The sequence below is a fragment of the Paenibacillus sp. S25 genome (assembly GCF_019454085.1).
Taxonomy (GTDB): Bacteria; Bacillota; Bacilli; order Paenibacillales; family Paenibacillaceae; genus Paenibacillus; species Paenibacillus polymyxa_B.
The window spans coordinates 2638965-2658705 of the sequence record NZ_CP073683.1 but is presented as its reverse complement, the minus strand read 5'-3'; the positions used below and the strand labels follow the sequence as shown (position 1 = coordinate 2658705).

General features: G+C 42.7%; 19 protein-coding genes. 8 read left to right on the top strand and 11 right to left on the bottom strand.

Features of this window, described 5'->3' with window-relative positions:
- The 6 genes from KAI37_RS11700 to KAI37_RS11675 all read right to left on the bottom strand — a co-directional run bounded on the left by KAI37_RS11700 (window position 1) and on the right by KAI37_RS11675 (window position 5909).
- A complete protein-coding gene (locus KAI37_RS11700) occupies window positions 1-1032 on the bottom strand; it encodes an agmatine deiminase family protein (RefSeq protein WP_220031312.1) in 1032 nt (343 codons plus the stop codon).
- A 118-nt stretch (window positions 1033-1150) separates the two neighbouring features.
- Window positions 1151-1702, bottom strand: coding sequence for a phosphodiesterase (gene yfcE, locus KAI37_RS11695; protein ID WP_104495711.1), 552 nt, complete (start codon window positions 1700-1702; stop codon window positions 1151-1153).
- 154 nt (window positions 1703-1856) lie between these two features.
- Complete coding sequence (locus tag KAI37_RS11690; RefSeq protein WP_220031311.1) at window positions 1857-2444, bottom strand: sugar O-acetyltransferase; 588 nt, start codon at window positions 2442-2444, stop codon at window positions 1857-1859.
- A gap of 286 nt (window positions 2445-2730) precedes the next feature.
- Window positions 2731-4146, bottom strand: a complete 1416-nt coding sequence (locus KAI37_RS11685; protein ID WP_076294619.1) for a glycoside hydrolase family 1 protein — start codon at window positions 4144-4146, stop codon at window positions 2731-2733.
- Between the two features lie 210 nt (window positions 4147-4356).
- Window positions 4357-4965: a DUF1349 domain-containing protein gene (locus tag KAI37_RS11680; protein ID WP_220031310.1), complete on the bottom strand. Its 609-nt coding sequence runs from the start codon at window positions 4963-4965 to the stop codon at window positions 4357-4359.
- Window positions 4966-5000: 35 nt separating this feature from the next.
- Entirely contained in the window at window positions 5001-5909 is a 909-nt protein-coding gene (locus tag KAI37_RS11675) for an ROK family protein (RefSeq protein ID WP_220031309.1), read from the bottom strand.
- 282 nt (window positions 5910-6191) lie between these two features.
- Between KAI37_RS11675 and KAI37_RS11670 the strand changes: the two genes are divergently transcribed.
- The 7 genes from KAI37_RS11670 (at window position 6192) to KAI37_RS11640 (ending at window position 11919) form a co-directional block, all read left to right on the top strand.
- The gene (locus KAI37_RS11670) at window positions 6192-6557 is read left to right on the top strand and encodes a hypothetical protein (RefSeq protein ID WP_481856603.1); all 366 of its coding nucleotides are present in this window, start codon (window positions 6192-6194) and stop codon (window positions 6555-6557) included.
- Between the two features lie 17 nt (window positions 6558-6574).
- Window positions 6575-7054, top strand: coding sequence for a Cys-tRNA(Pro) deacylase (gene ybaK, locus KAI37_RS11665; RefSeq protein ID WP_076294590.1), 480 nt, complete (start codon window positions 6575-6577; stop codon window positions 7052-7054).
- An 88-nt stretch (window positions 7055-7142) separates the two neighbouring features.
- Window positions 7143-8333, top strand: coding sequence for an oxalate decarboxylase family bicupin (locus KAI37_RS11660; protein WP_220031468.1), 1191 nt, complete (start codon window positions 7143-7145; stop codon window positions 8331-8333).
- A 387-nt stretch (window positions 8334-8720) separates the two neighbouring features.
- Window positions 8721-8978: a putative quinol monooxygenase gene (locus tag KAI37_RS11655; protein ID WP_258383070.1), complete on the top strand. Its 258-nt coding sequence runs from the start codon at window positions 8721-8723 to the stop codon at window positions 8976-8978.
- Between the two features lie 166 nt (window positions 8979-9144).
- The gene (locus tag KAI37_RS11650) at window positions 9145-10326 is read left to right on the top strand and encodes an MFS transporter (RefSeq protein WP_081396607.1); all 1182 of its coding nucleotides are present in this window, start codon (window positions 9145-9147) and stop codon (window positions 10324-10326) included.
- Window positions 10327-10339: 13 nt separating this feature from the next.
- Entirely contained in the window at window positions 10340-10798 is a 459-nt protein-coding gene (locus tag KAI37_RS11645) for a heme-binding protein (protein ID WP_076294592.1), read from the top strand.
- Window positions 10799-11184: 386 nt separating this feature from the next.
- Window positions 11185-11919, top strand: a complete 735-nt coding sequence (locus tag KAI37_RS11640) for an IclR family transcriptional regulator (protein WP_076294593.1) — start codon at window positions 11185-11187, stop codon at window positions 11917-11919.
- A gap of 494 nt (window positions 11920-12413) precedes the next feature.
- Here KAI37_RS11640 and KAI37_RS11635 read toward each other — a convergent pair whose 3' ends face one another.
- Window positions 12414-13133, bottom strand: coding sequence for a YebC/PmpR family DNA-binding transcriptional regulator (locus tag KAI37_RS11635; RefSeq protein WP_013310214.1), 720 nt, complete (start codon window positions 13131-13133; stop codon window positions 12414-12416).
- Window positions 13134-13332: 199 nt separating this feature from the next.
- On the opposite strand from KAI37_RS11635, the gene KAI37_RS11630 reads away from it, so the two are divergent.
- The gene (locus KAI37_RS11630; protein WP_220031466.1) at window positions 13333-14115 is read left to right on the top strand and encodes a spermidine synthase; all 783 of its coding nucleotides are present in this window, start codon (window positions 13333-13335) and stop codon (window positions 14113-14115) included.
- Here KAI37_RS11630 and KAI37_RS11625 read toward each other — a convergent pair.
- The 4 genes from KAI37_RS11625 to KAI37_RS11610 all read right to left on the bottom strand — a co-directional run bounded on the left by KAI37_RS11625 (window position 14112) and on the right by KAI37_RS11610 (window position 19553).
- The gene (locus KAI37_RS11625; protein WP_220031307.1) at window positions 14112-15851 is read right to left on the bottom strand and encodes a proline--tRNA ligase; all 1740 of its coding nucleotides are present in this window, start codon (window positions 15849-15851) and stop codon (window positions 14112-14114) included. The genes KAI37_RS11630 and KAI37_RS11625 overlap by 4 nt on opposite strands.
- Before the next feature lie 321 nt (window positions 15852-16172).
- Window positions 16173-16868 carry a P-loop NTPase family protein gene (locus KAI37_RS11620; RefSeq protein WP_076294596.1) on the bottom strand — a complete coding sequence of 232 codons (696 nt, stop codon included), beginning with the start codon at window positions 16866-16868 and terminating at the stop codon, window positions 16173-16175.
- Between the two features lie 97 nt (window positions 16869-16965).
- Window positions 16966-18009 (bottom strand): carbohydrate kinase family protein, encoded by a 1044-nt coding sequence (locus KAI37_RS11615; RefSeq protein WP_220031465.1) that lies wholly within the window; start codon window positions 18007-18009, stop codon window positions 16966-16968.
- 254 nt (window positions 18010-18263) lie between these two features.
- Window positions 18264-19553, bottom strand: coding sequence for a glycoside hydrolase family 27 protein (locus tag KAI37_RS11610; RefSeq protein WP_076294598.1), 1290 nt, complete (start codon window positions 19551-19553; stop codon window positions 18264-18266).
- Window positions 19554-19741: the final 188 nt, after the last annotated feature.

Below are 19741 nucleotides of genomic sequence, written 5' to 3'. Positions count from 1 at the left end.
TCAACGCTTTACAGAAGGCATCTGCTGGGTCGTACAGTGTACGTTACCACCTTCACGGATGACCGCCATACCGTCTACAGTACGAATGGTGCGATCTGGAAATACATTTGCCAGCACTTGCTCAGCTGCAAGATCGCTCTCAGCGGCAGTGCCGCCAAACACTGGCAAAATGATACCGCCATTCACAAAGTAGAAGTTAATATAGCTCAGTGTCAATCGGCTGTCTTCATAATCCACACGCGGCGGCTGACCGATCCGAATCACTTCCAGCTTACGGCCTTGGACATCCGTTGCTTGCTCCAGAATACGCAGATTTTCCTGCGTGATTTCGTAATTTTCATCCTCAGGATCATCACATACTTGCATAATGACCTTGCCAGGAGCTGCAAAGCAAGCAATATTGTCCACATGGCCATCTGTTTCGTCGCCACTAAGACCACGTTTTAGCCAAATTATTTTCTCTACACCTGTATACTCACATACATACCGTTCAATTTCTTCTCTACTTAATTCCGGATTTCGGTTGGAATTGAGCAAACACTCTTCGGTTGTAATCAGTGTGCCTTCGCCATCTACGTGCAGTGAGCCGCCTTCCATCACAAGCGGTGCATCAAACCGTGGAACTCCAAGTTTGTCCAAAATTTGCGGCGCAACCTGGTCATCCAGGTCCCATGGAGCGTATTTACCACCCCAGGCGTTAAACTTCCAGTTTACACCTGCCAGCTGACCACGCTCGTCTGTGAGAAAAGTAGGGCCATTGTCACGCAGCCACGCATCGCTGTGTTCAATCGGCAGCAGTTCTACACGTTCCCCAAGTTCAAGCGTCTTAACGCTCTCCAGATCATCCGGATTTACGACCACAGTAACTGGTTCAAATTCCGCCATGGCGCGTACAATTCCAGCATAGCCCTTGCATACATCAGCATGCATATTCGGGTAAACCATTGAAGATTTTACAGGCCAAGAAATATACGTGCGTTCATGTGGCGCCCATTCAGGCGGCATCTTATAATGTGAATCCTTAATTTGCATGTATTGAAGCTCTCTTTCTTTTTCATAATGTAGACTCCGCTCCTATCATACAATAATATGATCTTTGTCTCAATCGAAGCGGAAAAGTTTTAATCATTTACATTTACATTTGAGAAAATTACTTCGAAAACGTGATTGCTTTCACCGTATTCCCATCAAAATCCTTCACAGTGAAATGTGCTCCCTCCAGTACACCGTAAGAGGATGGATAGTTTTCTTTTGGCAGCGAGATCGAACCGGGGTTCAGTATAAAGACCCCATTTTCCACATCCGCTATCGGAATATGAGTATGTCCCTGGATGAACACATCTCCCGCTTCCAGGGGTGGTAAATTTCCGATACTGAAGCCATGTCCGTGCGTGACATAGATTCTCCGTCCTTCATGGTGCAACAAAGCATAATCACCCATCATAGGAAACTCAAGTAGCATCTGATCCACCTCTGCATCGCAATTCCCGCGCACAGAAACCGCAATATGGGACTTGTACTTATTCAGCAGAGCGGCCACTTCTGCCGGATTATACCCTTCTGGTAACGGATTACGTGGTCCGTGGTACATATAATCTCCGAGCAAGACAAGACGATCGGCTTTCTCCTCCCTGAACTTTTCCAGTGCCAATTGCAACCAGTGCAGCGAGCCGTGAATATCTGAAATAAACATCAATTTCATGATTGTTCTTTCCTTTCTGAATAGGCTAAAAAACATTCCACTTAAGTACATTATTGCATTATTCCCTGAACAAATCTGTGCAAAAATTTTCTCTCGTTTGATAATACTCTTTTAAGAAAATAAACTACAGCTCCGAGTGAGCTGTAGTTTATTGTTAGTTCCTTTTATACTTGTACTTATCATCTTCGGTGATTTTACGGATTACCGTGCAAGGGTTTCCAGCAGCAATCACACCAGAAGGGATATCTTTGGTAACGACACTTCCTGCACCGATAATGGAGTTATCGCCTATAGTAACACCAGGCAGAACGCTGACATTACCACCGATCCACACATTATTGCCGACTGTAATTGGAAATGCAATCTCCAATCCCTCATTACGTTGTTCTACATCAAGAGCATGACCCGCAGTATAAAATCCGCAGTTAGGAGCAACGAACACATGATCACCAAAAACGATTTTTGCCCCATCAAGCATAACTAGATTATGGTTACTATAGAAATTTTCACCGATTTCAATGTTATAGCCATAGTCACATACGAAAGGTTGCTCAATCAAGAATCTATCAGTTGTTTTCCCAAGTAAAGTTTTGATGAGTGTTTCTCGTTCTTCGATATTTTTAGGATGGAGCTGATTATATTCGTGGCAGAGAACTTTAGCGTGTAAACGTTCTTCAATTAACTCTTCATCATAATTAGCATTGTATAGGAGTCCTAGTTGTGATTTTTCTTTTTCTGTCATGTACATCCTCGCTTTGCTTATTTAGTTAGATATCACATAGTTATTATGAGTGTTTTAATAAGCATTAATATAACTCAATGATTAATATTTGTCCAATCTATTCATCATCCATTATCAAAAATATGGCTCATGAATCAATTATGGAAGCTCTGCGTACTAAGCTTGTAGTTTAATTGCTAACTCCCCAAAAAATTAGCGACCGCTTTCTCGTAAAAGAGTAGAAGCGGTCGCTACGTAAAACAAACCTTCATTATATAATTAAAACTTAATCACTTGTTTTTATAAATTAACGTTTCAAGCTTTCACCGTTCGTAGCAATAACTTCTTTGTACCAATGGAACGATTTCTTCGGATATCTTTCAAGTGTACCGCTGCCATCATCATGACGGTCTACGTAAATGTAGCCATAACGTTTTTTAAGCTGAGCGGTCGATGCGCTGACAAGGTCAATACATCCCCAAGACGTATAGCCCAAAACCTCTACTCCGTCCTCAATAGCTTCTCCAACTTGAACCAAATGATCATTCAGGTAGTTGATCCGGTAGTCATCTTCAACCGTTTTTTCGCCTTTTTCATTCGTGATCAGTTCATCAACGGCGCCCAGGCCATTTTCAACGATGAATAGTGGTTTTTGGAAGCGATCATAGAACGTATTCAAGACATAACGCAGACCTTGCGGATCAATTTGCCAGCCCCACTCACTTGCCTCGAGATGCGGATTGATGACACCACCAAGGATGTTACCTTCACCTTTGACTTTTTTAGCTTCGTCAGCTGTCTCACAAGTACTCATATAATAGCTGAACGAGATAAAATCAACGGTATGCTTCAAATCTTCGGCATCACCTGGTTCAAAGTGAATAGAAATTCCGTTTTCTTTAAAGAAACGTTTCATGTAACCTGGGTATTGACCTCTTGCATGAATATCGGCAAATGCCATGTTTCTGTGATCAAATTCCATCGCAGCAATCACATCGTCCGGATTAGGTGTCAGCGGATAAGTAGGCATACTCAGCACCATACAGCCAATTTTGAAATTAGGGTTGATCTGATGACCGATTTTTACCGCTCTTGCACTCGCTACAAGCTCATGGTGAATAGCTTGATAAAGATCTTGCTCACTAAGTTGATCTTTTGGTGTGCTAATTCCTCCACTCATGAATGGTGCTTCAAGAATGGAGTTGATTTCATTGAAAGTCAACCAGTATTTAACTTTATCTTTGTATCGATTAAATACAGTTGTAGCATAGCGCTCATAAAAATCAACAAGCTTACGGTTTACCCAACCATCGTATTCTCTGGACAAATGTAAAGGTGTTTCATAGTGAGATAATGTAACGAGTGGCTCAATTCCATATTTGTGAAGTTCATCAAACAAATCATCATAAAATTGCAAGCCTTTTTCGTTAGGCTCCAGTTCGTCACCTTTAGGGAAAATACGTGACCATGCGATAGAAGTACGGAACACTTTGAAGCCCATTTCCGCAAAAAGTTTGATATCTTCCTTATAATGATGATAAAAATCAATACCGATCAATTTCATGTTATCTTCTGTTGGTACATCCGTAACGGGCCCCCAACCACCACGAGGAGTTACATCCTGAATGGACCAGCCTTTTCCATCTTCTTGATAAGCACCTTCGAGCTGATTAGCAGCAACTGCTCCGCCCCACAGGAAATCTTTTGGAAACTGTGTACTCATATTTTCTCCGCCTTTGCTGATGTTTTTCATTAACTAGGATAGAAATACGTTACCTCTATGCTAATGTGTTATAAATAACTTCTAATTGAATCTTAAGGTTTGTAACGCGTTTCATGTCAAGTATTATTTTAAAAACTTCCAAAGCTTATAGTTGTATTATCTCCAATAATTACTCCCATATTTATAACTCGTCTATTATTGAGTAAATGGCTATTCTTCAAATGGCGGATCTACATGAATATCTTTATCTGGTTCAGTGCTTACCCAGCGTGTAAAGATAACCTGAAAACCGGCTCGAGTCGGCGCGCAGGCAAAAGGACCCGCCTGTTGTCCCGTTTCATAAGGAAAACGTGCTACACGTACGGTGCGCCAGCTTTGATTTTCGGTTCGGGCTCTAATGATAACTGCATCCTGTAGCTGTGAAGCACGAATCGTCACATTTTTCCCTACCCAATCAGGTACAGGAGCTAATGACCAATCGGAATAGCCATCTGTGACTACGACTGCCAGTTGAGGAATTCCATCATTTAATTCGATTCCGGCTTTTATCCACTTTTGCTGTCCTTGATACAGCATTATACCGGCCTGATCGTAGAGCTCCGTAAATGAGCCTAATTGAAACGTGACTTCGATGGCAGAGCCTTCTTCCCAGTCTGTAAGCAGGGAATGTCCGCTACTGCGTTCAAATCCATACAAAGTTTTTTCCCAATAGTCGCTTCCTTCTCTGGTTTCAACTTTAAGGAACTGGTCTTCTTCTATGGATGATACAGGGTGATTAGTCCATGTCCCTGTAGTCCATGCAATCGATTTTTGATTCATTAATCTCATCCTCTCATACTTTATTGAACGATGCCCTATTTCCTTTTCTCCACCAATTGCAAATTGTACGTCAGACTTTCAAGGGTCACCGAAATCAACCCAAACATGTATTCATCATGAGTATCGTTTTTCACAAAAATTTCGGGCATATGTTCTTTGGGTACATCTTTTAGACAGCCGTTATAAATATCGTCCAACAGAGTCGGCTTGGATAACTCTCCAGTTAAAGCGATAGATACAGGGTCTATAATCGCAATAATGGAAGTTATCGTTTTGATTGCCAAAGGAACAAATCCCTCTGTGCTATTTAACTGTTTAAGCTGTTCCTCTCTTGTTAAATCAAAAGGTAAGAAGGAAACCTCCCCCGCAAATTTGGTATTTCCTTTTAACAAATGTCCATCGACAATAAAACCCGCGCCGGGGAAATTGTCTTTGGGAAACGTAACAATAGCAAAGGTTTTATCCTCATCATAATTCTGCATGTTATAAAATCCGTAGACTGTCAAATGCATATCATTTTCAATGGTAACTTCTAATCCGTATTTATCTTGAAGCCGAGGACCTACAGGGACTCCTATGAGCAGGTCGAGATCACAAACATCGATAATCCCTTGATGAACAACCCCAGGGATACCAATCCCAATGGCTTTGACGTTTCCATAGTTGTTAATCAGCTCTCCAATTTGGGTTTCTATGACCTCATAATCAATATGAGGCACATTGGAAGTATTCTCGATGATGATATCACCAAGCAAATTGGCAACAGCATAAGTAAGAGAATGTATACCACCTTCCGTTTTCACATTTAAACAGATAATATAAGAATAGTCAGCGTTATATTTGTAACGTCTAGCCGGACGTCCGCCATTCGACTCTTCCAATTCCGTCTCTAATACTTCCCCGGTTTGAAGAAGCTCATTCAGAATATTTCCGCAGGTTGCCACACTAAGACCTGTGATACTGGCTATGGATGACTTGGTTGCATATTCCTTGGATTTCAGTGTGTTTTTAACTAACTCTACATTAATTTGTTTTACCCGAATGGTATTATTGGAGACTGGTTGTATTTGAATACACTCCTTTTCCAGTATTTATTAAAAGGTTTATAATAAGTTGTAATATAACGCTCTGCCTGCAAAAAGTCAATTTGTACACGTCTTCCTCTTCTCTTCGATCATCATGCTATACTAGAAATAAGAATCAAATTTTTAGTGCGCATCTTTGCGATGAAACTAAGTGAAATTGGGGGGATTCTGTTGTCTGCTATTGAGTATATAGCAATAATCGCATTGCTCCTCTCCGTCATACTTTTAATTAAGGTCTACAGCCTTCAATCTCGGCTTAATGACTTGAAATCCGACGTGGAGCGTCTTGAAAATCGTTCAGGAATACAAGGCACATCGCTGTCAGGTACCATCGCTGCCACTCCTCCACATATTCTAGATGCAGGAGCTTCAGAAGATATCAATGAAAGGTTGCTCCTGCTAATTAGGGAAGGAAAAAAGATTCAAGCCATAAAAGAGCTGAGAACCGCTAAGTATCTTTCCCTTAAGGATGCAAAGGATTATGTCGATCACTTGGAAAAACTCTAAAGAAAGGAAGAAATAAGATGAGTGCCAGCAAAACAAACGCCATGCGCATATTGGACGGGCAACATATACAATACAATATTTTGAGTTATGATCATCAAGATGGAAAAATAGACGGGATGAATGTGGCTGAGAAAATCGAGAGAGCCCCGGAAATGGTTTTCAAAACTTTGGTTGCACATGGCAAACAAAATCTGTTTGTTTTTGTAATTCCTGTACATAAAGAGCTTGATCTCAAAAAAGCAGCCAAATCCGCGGGAGAGAAAAAAATTGAAATGCTTCCAGTTAAGGATTTGCAAAAGTATACGGGATATATTCGCGGTGGCTGCTCCCCCATAGGAATGAAAAAGCTCTACCCTACTTTTATCGACCAGCCTGCATTGGAACTGGAAGCCATCGTTGTGAGCGGTGGGAAAATTGGGACCCAACTGGAGTTGAGTCCACACGATTTAGCTCAAATCATTCAGGCACAGTTTACAGATCTGACGCATACAGCATAAAACTCACCACATGATCATAAAATCTTTATGCGTATTTTCTCTTATCCCATGCTTCATCAAGCTTCAACCTGGAGAGGAAGATCTAATGATGCATAATGATTGCCCGAAAAATACAAGAATCCCCCAACCCATCAGAAGTGATGGTGCTGGGGGTATCGACAAGGGTCCACGTGATGTGATGAGGGATCTACAGAATCCCGATATGCTGGTTCCCCCTGTAACGGACAATGGTCTCATTCCAAATATGAGATTTTCTTTTTCTGATGCTCATATGCAGCTTAATCATGGTGGGTGGTCAAGAGAAGTAACGGTAAGGGAATTACCTATTGCTACTACCCTTGCCGGGGTGAATATGAGTTTGACACCGGGTGGTGTACGTGAGCTTCACTGGCATCAGCAGGCGGAATGGTCATATATGCTGTTGGGAAGTGCTCGCATTACGGCAGTTGACCAAAATGGACGTAATTTTATTGCTGATGTGGGTCCTGGGGATCTCTGGTATTTTCCTCCTGGCATTCCGCACTCTATACAGGGGCTTGAGGATGGGTGCGAATTTTTGCTGGTTTTTGATGATGGCAGTTTCTCCGATCTGAACACCCTATCCATCTCGGATTGGTTCGCACATACTCCCAAAGACGTACTTTCTGCAAATTTTGGTGTACCAGAAGCTGATTTTGCAGCGATTCCTCAAGATCAAGTATACATCTATCAGGATTCCGTTCCCGGTTCAATTCAAAGCCAAGCGGTTCCCTCTCCTTACGGGACATTGCCCCAATCCTTCAAGCATGAATTACTAGCCCAGCCCCCAATCAAAACGCCGGGCGGAAGCGTACGAATCGTTGACTCCTCCAATTTTCCGATTTCCAAAACCATCGCAGCTGCCCTTGTTGAGATTGAGCCCGGAGCCATGCGAGAAATGCACTGGCACCCCAATAATGACGAATGGCAATACTATCTGACAGGGCAAGGACGGATGACTGTCTTTGGTGGTAATGGCGCGGCCCGCACATTTGATTTTAGAGCCGGTGATGTCGGATATGTGCCTTTTGCTTATGGTCATTACATTCAAAATACTGGCTCTAGCTCACTATGGTTTCTTGAAATGTTTAAAAGTGACCGTTTTGCGGATGTTTCCTTGAATCAATGGATGGCTCTCACGCCAACAGAACTGGTTCAGAGTAATTTACATGTAGGTACTGATGTGATCTCTAATTTACGAAAGGTAAAATGGCCCGTCGTCAAATATCCTGGTTATTCTTATGACCCTAAAAATAAATAACCAGGAACGTATCACGCTTGCCACTAGATCAATCAATGAACCCTCTTCTAGAATATGACGGGTTATTCATTTGCCCCTTTCATGATCACTTCCATTTTCACGTATCCTTCTATCCAATCCCGCCAGCATATCTGCATAATCTACAGGCATTCCAGCGTTTTTATTAAAAGTCAAGTCAATTATGAAAAGGTTTGATAATTCAATCCTCTTATAGAATGTGCCACATTTTATATAAGCTCCACTGGACATTTTTGTTTTTTAATGTACCAAAACTTAGAAGACTAGAAGGGGATATCCCTTGCACTTCCACTGGAAGGATTTAGAATATCCATTCAAGTGTGCCTATAACTTCTTTATTCAATTCAATTGATCAGATGTTACTCGATATTGCCAGGACAAGAGGAGCAGCTATGCAATGAATTACTCAAACTTATTGAACCATCGCGTGCAGAAAAAGGCTGCATACAATATAAGCTTCATAAGTCGCTCGAAGAGAAAGGTATATTTGTCTTTTATGAAACTTGGGCTGATGAAAATGCCATCTCCACACATGTAAACACCGAGCATTATCAAACATACCGAAAAAATATTGAAACCATTATCGATACTATGGATGTGTATCATTTGGATAATATGGAATCATAATTGCAAAGCACTTATTTGAGAGCATTTTTTCGTTTTTATTAAGGACATCCGATTCTTAAGTTTGCAGTATGCTCTCACCAAAGTTTCAAAAATAGAAACAATTTCTCTTTATTTGAACTTCAATACTTTCTCACTTAATATTAGCCTACATAAAGGAGGTGAAAGTATGAATTCAAAAATCTTCATAGCTCTAATGTCACTTGCGCTAAGTGCTTTTGCCATTGGAACGACGGAATTTGTTATTGTCGGGATTCTGCAAGAGGTAGCCACAGATCTTGGCATATCTGTAACCCAAGCTGGGACGCTGGTGTCTGGGTATGCAGTGGCCCTTGCCATTGGAACCCCGATCGTCGTAGTTCTAACCGGAAAATTTCCTAAAAAAGGATACTTGGTGTTCCTCATGATCGCGTTCACTGCAGGGAATGCTCTGGCAGCAGTAGCTTCTACCTATTCCATTTTGCTCTTGTCTAGGATAATTACAGCTGTTGCTCATGGCGTATTTTTCGCAGTTGCAGCGACAGTGGCCGCAGATATGGTCCCTGCTAACAAAAAAGGTACCGCCATCTCCATCATGTTCACCGGGCTAACCGTCGCGACCATTCTTGGAGTTCCCCTTGGGACATATATCGGACAGGAGTTTGGTTGGCGGATGTCATTTGCCGTGGTGGCTGTATTGGGGCTGATAGCTTTGTTGGTCAGTCTTGTAGCCGTAGAAAAAGTTCCACGTACATTGCACTCACCGAGCCTTAGAGATGTTGGAAGTTTGATTGTCAACCCTCGGATCATCACTGCACTGCTAATGACGGTAATGGGCTTCGGCGGAACCTTCGCCTTATTTACGTATATCTCCCCTATCCTTAAAGAGATTAGCGGTTACTCAGCCTCGTCTATTTCATGGCTGCTGTTGGTTTACGGTGTTGCTGTGGCAATTGGGAATATTATCGGGGGGAAATTAGCAAATGGGCATCCTGTAAAGGCGCTTCGATTCGTATTCCTGTTTCAGGGCATTGCCCTGCTGTTGCAAATATGGCTACTGCCCAACAAGACGCTCACCATTTTGTCCCTCATATTAATGGGTTTGTTTGCCTTTATGATGTCTCCCGGCGTTCAGGCTTACATTTTAATGCTTGCAGAAAAGCTGGTACCTTCTGCTAAAGATGTCGCTTCTGCATTAAATATATCTGCATTTAATATTGGGATAGCAGCTGGTTCAACATTAGGCGGGCTTGCAGTAGACCATTTGCACATCATGGACACGGCTTGGATCGGCACAATTATGGCAGGATTCGCCTTTTTACTGGCAACTATAAACTTCAGAATGGATAAGAAACAGAATCTTTTTTGTTGAGGTGAGAGAATAAATGGATTTAAAATCATTAGATCTTTTAGAGAAAGAATTGGAATTCACAAGTTTTAGCCATCAAGATGCACTTGCCATCGGCAACCGGATTGTGCAGTATGCTCAAGAAAACAACGTAGCGGTGGCCGTGCATATTGAACGTAATCGAGTGCCCGTGTTTACGCATCTAATGGATGGTACTTCGGAAGAAAACTACGTATGGTTATTTCGCAAAAAACGAATCGTCGATCACTATAACCGCAGTTCTGCCTACATCGACCAGCGCTTTATCCAAAGCGGTGCTTCTCATGCAGAACACTCCCTGCTTTCCACTGAAGAGTATCAAGCGGTTGGCGGATCTATTCCCATCCGTGTCAAAGGTGTTGGCGTAGTCGGGTCTGTAACGGTCGGGGGATTGACAGGCGAGTTGGATCATGCGTACGCAGTTGAGGGCATTCGTCTGTTTTTGAAAGGAGAATAAGTGGTTATGAGCATGAGCATAACCACTTTAATATACATGAGAGGGTTGGGCGTAAAGCTCTTTCCCTCTCTTTTTCATTCGTAATCAGTTAATCAAGAGCTACTTTCGATGTAACCTATACACCCCAATCGTGCATGTACGAGCATGCGTGCCCCTATTTTTGAATCTATCCTTCTACAACAGAATATTCATTGTGATTAGTTGAGGTCCTCTGGCGAAAGACCGAATCTGTACAATTTTACTTCATACAAGTTAAAATGGAATGCAATGGTTTTTATTTATATGTCAATAATTCAATTATAATAAATAATTTCCCGCTTTCAATAAATCTGAAACACATTGATAGTCATTAAGACTAAATTAAAAAGATGTTTAGAGGTGAATCAATGGATCAATATGAGGTTGCAACCTTAAAAAAAGGACTACTCATTCTAGACGCGTTGCAGCAAGGTGAACCCATGAGACTGACTGAGATCATGCACCGGTTTAACCTTAACAAGTCTACAACTTTTCGTCTTCTATATACGCTGGAAATGACAGGTTTTATTCAAAAATATGGTCACACGTACAAAGCTTCTGAATTAAAGGGGCACCATTCATCTTCTGCTAACACTCGACTTAATTGGTTAGTTGTTCCATCCCTGCATCAATTAGCGCAGGAACTTGGCGAAACCGCATATATCGGGGTTTTAGATGGAATGAAAGTCATGACAGCACAAGTGGTAGAGGGCAATCATACCATACGTAGTCATACACGTGTAGGTGATTCCGCTTATGCCCATCTAAGTGCCTTTGGGAAAGTTATCCTGGCGCACCTAAGTGATGAACAACTAAAAAAAATGCTTACACATCTTACCCAGCACAAAGCAACAAAGCATACCTTTGACGACAACCATTTATTAAAAGAGCATCTAAATGTAATCCGTCAACAAGGATACGCCATTGATGATGAAGAAACAGAAGTGGGTTTACGCTGTGTTGCTGCACCAATATTTTATAATGGTAAAGTGATCGCAGCATTGGCTATATCTGGCCCTACCGCACGATTAAGCCGAAAGAAAGACCGTGCGGTAAGCAAAAAATTGAAGGAATGCAGTGCACAGATTTCCGGTCTACTTTGACCCGCTCACAGGCAACCAACCAATCAAAGAAAGGAAGGAGATTTTTTTAATAGGAGAGTGCGGAGCTTTCTTGAATACGTAGTTTTTGGTATTCGTAAAATTCGGTAAGGGGAAGAAAGGGGGTATTATTATTATCTAAAACAATAATTGAAAAACAGCTCTGTACATCCTTGGGCCTTCGATAGAACTGAAACTTTATTGATTGTTGATTTGACAAAGAACCATCACCTCCAGCCCATATAATGTCACACATTGTATTATAGTGCTCATTCTATTAGGTTTTTAGGTGTTTTCCTATATTTCAATATTACTATATTGAACCATTCCCACTTCCAATTCTTCATCAGACAACGAGATATGTTGGATCGATTGGCCTGTTACTTTCCCGATAATCTAAGCCACTCCGCCATAGGTTAGCGACTGAGGTCCGGTGATTACTATACAAAAAAACACCGTATCGAAATACGGTGTTTTTATAAGCTAATCAACAAAGACTATTCCTCAGAGTCTACATTGTGGTAAACCTGCTGAACATCCTCTAAATCTTCTAATGCATCAATCAATTTATCGAATTGAACTTGTGCATCTTCTGGAAGAGAAATATCATTTTGGGCAAGCATAGTGAGCTCCGCAACGGTAAACTCAGTCACTCCTGCTTGTTTGAAAGCTTCCTGCACAGCATGGAATTGATCAGGCTCTGCATATACGATGACGGCTTCATCTTCTTCAATGATATCACGTACCTCTACATCTGCCTCCATCAGCAGCTCCAGCACTTCATCTGCGGTTTTACCCACCAGACCAATAACTGCTGTTGAATCAAACATGTAGGCTACAGATCCGCTCACGCCTAAGCTACCGCCATTTTTAGTAAAAGCAGAACGCACATCTGATGCTGTACGGTTAACGTTATTGGTCAGTGCATCTACAATGACCATGGAACCGTTCGGTCCAAAACCTTCATAACGAAGCTCTACGTAGTTTTCATCGCCAGCACCTTTTGCTTTTTCAATAGCACGGTCAATGATTGCTTTGGGTACATTGTACGTTTTTGCACGTTCTAAAACGACTCTTAATACCCGATTGGATTCAGGATCAGGTTCGCCCTGTTTGGCTGCCACATAAATTTCCACGCCAAATTTAGCATATATACGACTCGTATTAGCATCCTTGGATGCCTTTTTTTCTTTAATGTTATTCCACTTACGTCCCATAATATCCCGCTCTCTTCCTGTATGAATATACACAACGAACTTCATTATATCCTTGTATATTATATCTCCTAAAGGACTTACGAACAAGTTCAAACAACTCCGTTATGGAAAAATAAACAATTCTACCTAATTAGGGATGCTTGGAAATGTGAACTTCAATTCTCCTCATCTATGGACAATCCCCCTATCCATGTCTAAGATGAGGAGGAAGTCTGACTTAAAGGAGATCATTCACTTGGATGTCTTGTACAAAAAGTTGAGCTATAATCATGAAATCACAGTATACGAAACCACCGAGCTATATGGTGAAAAGGGATTATTTCGGGTGATGCAGTTTTCAAATACCGCCGTCCAAGGCGCAGTGGACTTGAACCATCCGCAACGCATTGTGTTCGAATATCCGAGGGCAATCATCCATCTCATGGAGCTGAACGATCCGTCATTTGAAGATGTATTTGTTATTGGGCACGGTATAGGTACAATAGCGGGTCATTTTACAGATAAACGCTTTAAGATTGCCGAGCTGGATGCACAAGTCGTAGAGTTCAGCCGAACATTCTTTGGATACGATCAGGATAATGTGACTGTTGGCGATGGACGACGCATTCTGGAGAAGGAAGCGCCGGATGCTTATGACTATATTATTTTGGACGCCTTCACGGAGCAGGGTACACCCTTGCATTTAATATCCTGGGAATTTTTCAAGATGACCAAAGAAAAGCTGGATTCCGAAGGCTCCCTGATCATGAATTTAATGGGCAAAAGTGAACACGACCACCTGATCAATGCGATTCACACAACGTTGCGTGAAGAATTCGCCTATGTCACAACTTTCTCGCTCCCCTCGGAAGGCGCTGCCGACATTCAAAATATCATTATGATTGGTCGGGACAAGCCCATCCGGTTTCAGGCACGTCAGATGGCGGACTTTCATGAGATTACACTTGGAGAAGGTCATATTCTACGGGATACAGATGCTTAGTGTAGTTCCAATATTCGTCTTTCTACATCTTCGATACGAATCGTCTCTTTGTTGCAGCTTTTTCGTTCCACTAACTCTACTTTCCCGTGTTCGGCATCTTTACCAACGACGATGCGCACGGGAATACCTACTAAATCGGAGTCTTTGAATTTAACCCCGGGCCGTTCCTCCCGATCATCCAGCAGCACCTCGACACCACGATCCTGCAGCTGGTTGTATAATTTCTCGGCTATTTGCATCTGAAGCGTGTCTTTCACAGAAATCGGAATAATATGAACTTGAAATGGGGCCAGCGCATAAGGCCATATCATTCCGTTCTGATCGTGATTTTGCTCTACAATGGCAGAAAGGATCCGGGATACGCCAATGCCATAACAGCCCATAATCATCGCTTGCTCAGTTCCGGAAGCATCCAGAAAAGTCGCACCCAGCTTCTCACTATATTTGGTGCCTAGTTTAAATACGTGTCCGATCTCAATCCCGCGATGCAGTTTCAATTCCCCTTCTTCACATCGAGGACATCTATCCCCTTCTATGACATTCCGCAAGTCAGCTACATGCCGAAGATCTATATCGCGCCTTGGATTCACATGTCGATAATGATAATCCAGTTCGTTCGCGCCCGCGATACCGCTGGACATTTGGACAACGGCGTAATCTACCCACATAGGGATCGTCAATCCGCATGGGCCTATGAACCCCGAGGGGGTTCCAGTCGCCTTTGACACGGTGTCTGCACTTGCTATTTCGAATTTTTCACTACCTAAAATATGTTTAACTTTCACTTCGTTGACCTCATGATCACCCCTGACAACTACAGCAACAGGTTGATCGTCAGCCATATAAATCAGTGTTTTGATGATTTCTTCAGGTTCTATGTGAAGCGATTCAACCAGTTGATCTATTGTACGCAGACCAGGAGTATGGAATTTTTCCATTTTAGCTGTATCGAAAGAAGGATGGCTGACATGTTCATTTTCATCTGAGACTGGAGCTATTTCTATTTTCCCCATCAACCGCGCCACGGCTTTTTCAAGATTAGCTGCATATTCACAGCAGGTACATGCTACAATTGTGTCCTCTCCAATATCAGCTAGAGCCATAAATTCATGGGTTTCACCTTCGCCACCAATGGCACCCGCATCTGCTTCTACAGCACGAAAATTCAGGCCACAGCGGGTGAAAATACGATGATATGCCTGGAACATGGTCCAATAGGTATGATCTAGTCCTTCCCAATGTGCATCAAACGAATAGGCATCTTTCATCAAGAATTCTCTGCTGCGAAGCAGGCCAAATCGAGGACGTCGTTCATCCCGAAATTTGGTTTGAATTTGATACAGCGTTACAGGCAATTTGCGATAAGAATTCACTTCATTTCGTATTAAAGACGTAATGACCTCTTCATGTGTAGGCCCCAAAGCAAACTCCCGATCATGCCGATCTTGCAAACGCATCAGCTCAGGACCGTAAACATCGTATCTCCCTGATTCTTGCCACAGCTCCGTTGGCTGCAATACAGGCATCAGCAGTTCTCCAGCCCCTGCACGATCCATTTCATCTCGTACAATTTGCTCTACTTTTCTGAGCACCCGTCTGCCCAGTGGCATGTAGGTGTACATTCCAGCCGCCAGTTGGCGGATAAATCCTCCCCGCAGCATAAGCTGATGACTGATCACTTCGGCCTCTGCGGGTGCTTCACGCAAGGTTGTCAGTAATAATTGGCTTTGGCGCATGTGTAGCTACCTCCTTGTATAGACGATAAAATGTACGCAAAAAGACACATCCGTCAGGGACGAATGTGTCGTGGTACCACCCTTAATTTGACCGTAACCATACATGGAACGGTCCTTCATCAGATAACGGCGTCTAGCCGGTAACAGTTTATCTTACAAACCGCTACAGCTCGCAAGGCAGGGAAACGTTCATTCGCGGCGAGAAACCTTTCAGCCCATGAGTTTCTTCTCTGTACAGCGGGTATTGAACCTTTGATCCTTGGTCTACACTATTCCTATATATTACAATTTTCACCACTTTACACGAAACGTAAGTTCTAGTCAAGGAGATAATCGTCTATCTGGAGCTGTCCAGGGACATGAACGATATTTAGATTTCAAGATAATCAAATTCCGTTGGTTACCATATTCCATAATGAGCGGCCAGATTTTAGGACGAATACGCCTGCGAAAACCCAGAACAAAGCGGACAAAGCGAGGCGAAATATCCCAAATACGAACTGCTTCCTCCTTTACTCCTTTGGGTAGCTCCCTGGAAAATAAAAAACGGTTAAGCGAACGTGTGATAACACCTGTTATCGCTTCAAGCGTACTAACATCCATCATAATGATCGTATCGGCGCGCTGGAGTCGCTCGGTAAAATAACGTTCATGAAAATTCCCTTCGATGATCCACTCTTCCCTTTGGAGCACTTCACCCAGCTGTCTGAGAAACTGCTCGTCTGTGCTCCGCTTCCACTCCGGCCCCCAATACAAATCATCCAAAGAGATATACGGCAATTGAGTCCACATGGAAAGACGTTTGGCCAAAAAAGTCTTACCGCTTCCCGGAGAGCCGATCACGATAATACGTTTAGCATGCTGCACAGCAAGAAACTCGTTACCCTGTCCTTCCTGTAAGGGCCACATGGAATAGATCAGTCGATAGAGTAAACCTACTACCAAAGATCCTCCCTTTAAAAGCAAATAAAGGAGGCAAAGTGGCAGAAAAACAATTCCGTATTTCACACTGTCCATGAGACAACATGCTCCTTTTACAAATTCAATAATTGAGGCCATTACGTACGTGAAGCTCCAAATACACGCTGTTGTTGGGTAGAGTTCTCTTGATTACTTATGTATCTTTCTTTTTAAAATACACGCCCTTGAAAAACACAAAATTTTGCGAATGTGTGCCATACAACTCCTGAAACCTAGAATGGAGTTTATTCATAGAAAGGGTCTCTGAAACCGTCCGATCCGTTTGCAGGGTCAAGTCGACACAGCTAATTCCAAATTGGCACACTTGCTCCATAGGATAACCTTGGGTAATTCCATAAATCATCCCGGCAATAAAAGCATCATCTGCGCCTGTGACATCAATGACCTCTTGAACGGGATGCATGGGAATTTGTCCATGAGTTCCATCCTGAGAGGCGTACAAAACACGATCAGCACCGCAGATAAAAATGACATTTTGAACCCCAAGTTTGTGAAAAATTCGAGTGGCATCCAACATATGCTGATCATCTGTAAGTTCTAGCCCCAAATAGGCTTCAGCCTCCACCGGTTTACATACCAGCCATTCCACCCCATGCAAATTTCGGGGAAGATTTCTCATCTTGGAGGCTGATACCGAAGAGACGACAATCGGAACCCGATGCTCATGGCAGACATGTATGGTGGCCGCAATTACGTTCATAGAGAAATTAGTGTCCAGGAGAACCAGTCGGGACGAGGCGATTAAAGGAGCATTTTCAAAAATTACTGAAGGACGAATCTGATCATAAATCTCCATTTCTGCTGTCGCTACAATCAGTTCACCACGCTCGTTCAGCAAGGCAGTATAAACCCCAGTTGACGGTTCACCTTTGACTTGCAGAGGAACCACGTGCATGTAACGGCTGGACTGTTCGATAATAAATTCACCTTCCGCATCGTCCCCAACCGCAGTTAGCAGGCTGACCCGCTGGCTCAACCTCCCTAAATTTTCGGCTACATTTCGTGCTACCCCACCGCAAGATTGCAGCCTTGTACTGCTCGGATTGGAAGTATGAAGCTGAAATGTACCTTTAATCATGATTTTACGATCCAGATTGGCCCCCCCGATACATAGTATTGGTTTGCTAGAGGGCCAAGGCTCGTCCCGTTCATTTTTGTGGATTTTTTTTAATTTCATCATTTGACTCCTTTCTCGAGTCTATTCGTTAGAATGATTTAAATTTATACAGAAATAGGCACTATATAAAATTAACACGTTCCAAATGTCATATTCCCAAGAATAATGTCGAGTTCGTTAAAATATCCTAAAGTTACACATGCAAAAAAACACCCTATCGTAAAGATGCCTTCCACTTTTACGATAAGGTGCTTGGGTTGGAACTGCGCATAGTTCTTCCTTACATTATGTTATTCAGGATTTTGCAAAATCCTTTATTTCAAAATAAATAGAGCTGCTCCGTGAGGAGGTAAATCTGCGGACAGTTCTTGTGCTAAAACACCTAAATCTACATGGTTCCATAAATCTCTAGCATTTGGCTGCCCTTCAATACCAAGGTCTTTTAAGGATACACGCACCTTTGAAGCTTCATCTCCAGCATTAAACAAAGCTACATATACATGACCTTCCTCGTTATGTGAAGTCCAAACGATATGTTCATCCTTTCTATACACCTGCCGCGCATTCAAACCGTTGCGATGAGCATTTAACACTTCTTCATTAGTTAGCAAAGAAAGGGTCCATGCATCATTATCCCGTAGTTCCCCCCCGAACATCAGTGGAGATCGGAAAATGCTCCATAAGGTCATCATCGTTAGCTGCTCATCCTTCGTAAAGCGTGTCCATCGGTCATGGCTGCCGGAATCTACCGAATCTACCGAACGAATACCCAGATGACCCAGTGGTAGCATGTCGCAATCCGGCCAGTGACCTGGACCTACATGTTCTTCCCATTTTTCGCAGCGCTCAAACATACCATATAGTAAAGGCCATACATCCCAGAAGTCATCAGTCATACGCCACATATTCGCGTTTGCGATTAAATCGGATGCATGCTCCAGCGGTGCCGGACCAGGCGATAGACTCAACACCATCGGACGTCCGCATTGGGCGATAGCTCGCCTAATCAATTCAATTTCCGCCAAATGAATACCATAGAGACGTGATGCAGCAATGTCATCTACTTTGACAAAATCTACACCCCATTCTGCATACAGGTCAAACAACGAATTATAGTACTCCTGTGCGCCCTCCTTGGATGCATCTACCCCATACATATCTGTGTTCCAAGGACAAATAGAGTTGGGATGCGCAATTTGTCTCGCCGTAACTGTGGTTCCCAAAATCGGGGTATCCTGGTGCACCGCCTGACGGGAGATGCCTCTCATAATATGTATACCAAATTTCAATCCCAGTCCGTGTACATATTCCGCAAGAGCTTGGAAGCCTCGTCTATCTGCTGCCGAAGGAAAACGATTCACTGCTGGAATAAGACGTGAAAATGAATCCATTTCCAATGGGACAAACGGGCGATACTGTGAAGATACTGCTCCTGACTCATACCACTGAATATCCACCACGACATATTCCCAACCATATTCCTTCAGGTGCTCCGCCATATATTGAGCATTTCCACGTACTTCCTCTTCCCGTACTGCTGCACCGTAGCAATCCCAGCTATTCCACCCCATAGGTGGTGTATGCGCTGTCAAATGATGTTTCATTTCATTCATCCTTTCATCTAGTAGAACTCATCCTGCTACTAAAAATCCCCTCATCACTACGTTACTATTATAATGTAAACCCTTACTTTTGTCGCTCGTCATCTTTTCCATTTCCACTTTTTATACATTTAAGTTGACTAACTTAAAGAATGTGGTACATTTAAAATTGCTTGTTAAAAAACTTTGAC

Bases quoted from the DNA above. Each gene is read 5' to 3' on its own strand.
- KAI37_RS11680 (WP_220031310.1), bottom strand. From the start codon at position 4,965: ATGAATCAAAAATCGATTGCATGGACTACAGGGACATGGACTAATCAC.
- KAI37_RS11670 (WP_481856603.1), top strand. From the start codon at position 6,192: ATGAAACTAAGTGAAATTGGGGGGATTCTGTTGTCTGCTATTGAGTAT.
- yfcE (WP_104495711.1), bottom strand. From the start codon at position 1,702: ATGAAATTGATGTTTATTTCAGATATTCACGGCTCGCTGCACTGGTTG.
- KAI37_RS11690 (WP_220031311.1), bottom strand. From the start codon at position 2,444: ATGACAGAAAAAGAAAAATCACAACTAGGACTCCTATACAATGCTAAT.
- KAI37_RS11645 (WP_076294592.1), top strand. From the start codon at position 10,340: ATGGATTTAAAATCATTAGATCTTTTAGAGAAAGAATTGGAATTCACA.
- KAI37_RS11610 (WP_076294598.1), bottom strand. From the start codon at position 19,553: ATGAAACATCATTTGACAGCGCATACACCACCTATGGGGTGGAATAGC.
- KAI37_RS11660 (WP_220031468.1), top strand. From the start codon at position 7,143: ATGCATAATGATTGCCCGAAAAATACAAGAATCCCCCAACCCATCAGA.
- KAI37_RS11685 (WP_076294619.1), bottom strand. From the start codon at position 4,146: ATGAGTACACAGTTTCCAAAAGATTTCCTGTGGGGCGGAGCAGTTGCT.
- KAI37_RS11650 (WP_081396607.1), top strand. From the start codon at position 9,145: ATGAATTCAAAAATCTTCATAGCTCTAATGTCACTTGCGCTAAGTGCT.
- KAI37_RS11620 (WP_076294596.1), bottom strand. From the start codon at position 16,868: ATGGACAGTGTGAAATACGGAATTGTTTTTCTGCCACTTTGCCTCCTT.
- KAI37_RS11625 (WP_220031307.1), bottom strand. From the start codon at position 15,851: ATGCGCCAAAGCCAATTATTACTGACAACCTTGCGTGAAGCACCCGCA.
- KAI37_RS11630 (WP_220031466.1), top strand. From the start codon at position 13,333: ATGAGGAGGAAGTCTGACTTAAAGGAGATCATTCACTTGGATGTCTTG.
- KAI37_RS11700 (WP_220031312.1), bottom strand. From the start codon at position 1,032: ATGCAAATTAAGGATTCACATTATAAGATGCCGCCTGAATGGGCGCCA.
- ybaK (WP_076294590.1), top strand. From the start codon at position 6,575: ATGAGTGCCAGCAAAACAAACGCCATGCGCATATTGGACGGGCAACAT.
- KAI37_RS11640 (WP_076294593.1), top strand. From the start codon at position 11,185: ATGGATCAATATGAGGTTGCAACCTTAAAAAAAGGACTACTCATTCTA.
- KAI37_RS11635 (WP_013310214.1), bottom strand. From the start codon at position 13,133: ATGGGACGTAAGTGGAATAACATTAAAGAAAAAAAGGCATCCAAGGAT.
- KAI37_RS11615 (WP_220031465.1), bottom strand. From the start codon at position 18,009: ATGAAATTAAAAAAAATCCACAAAAATGAACGGGACGAGCCTTGGCCC.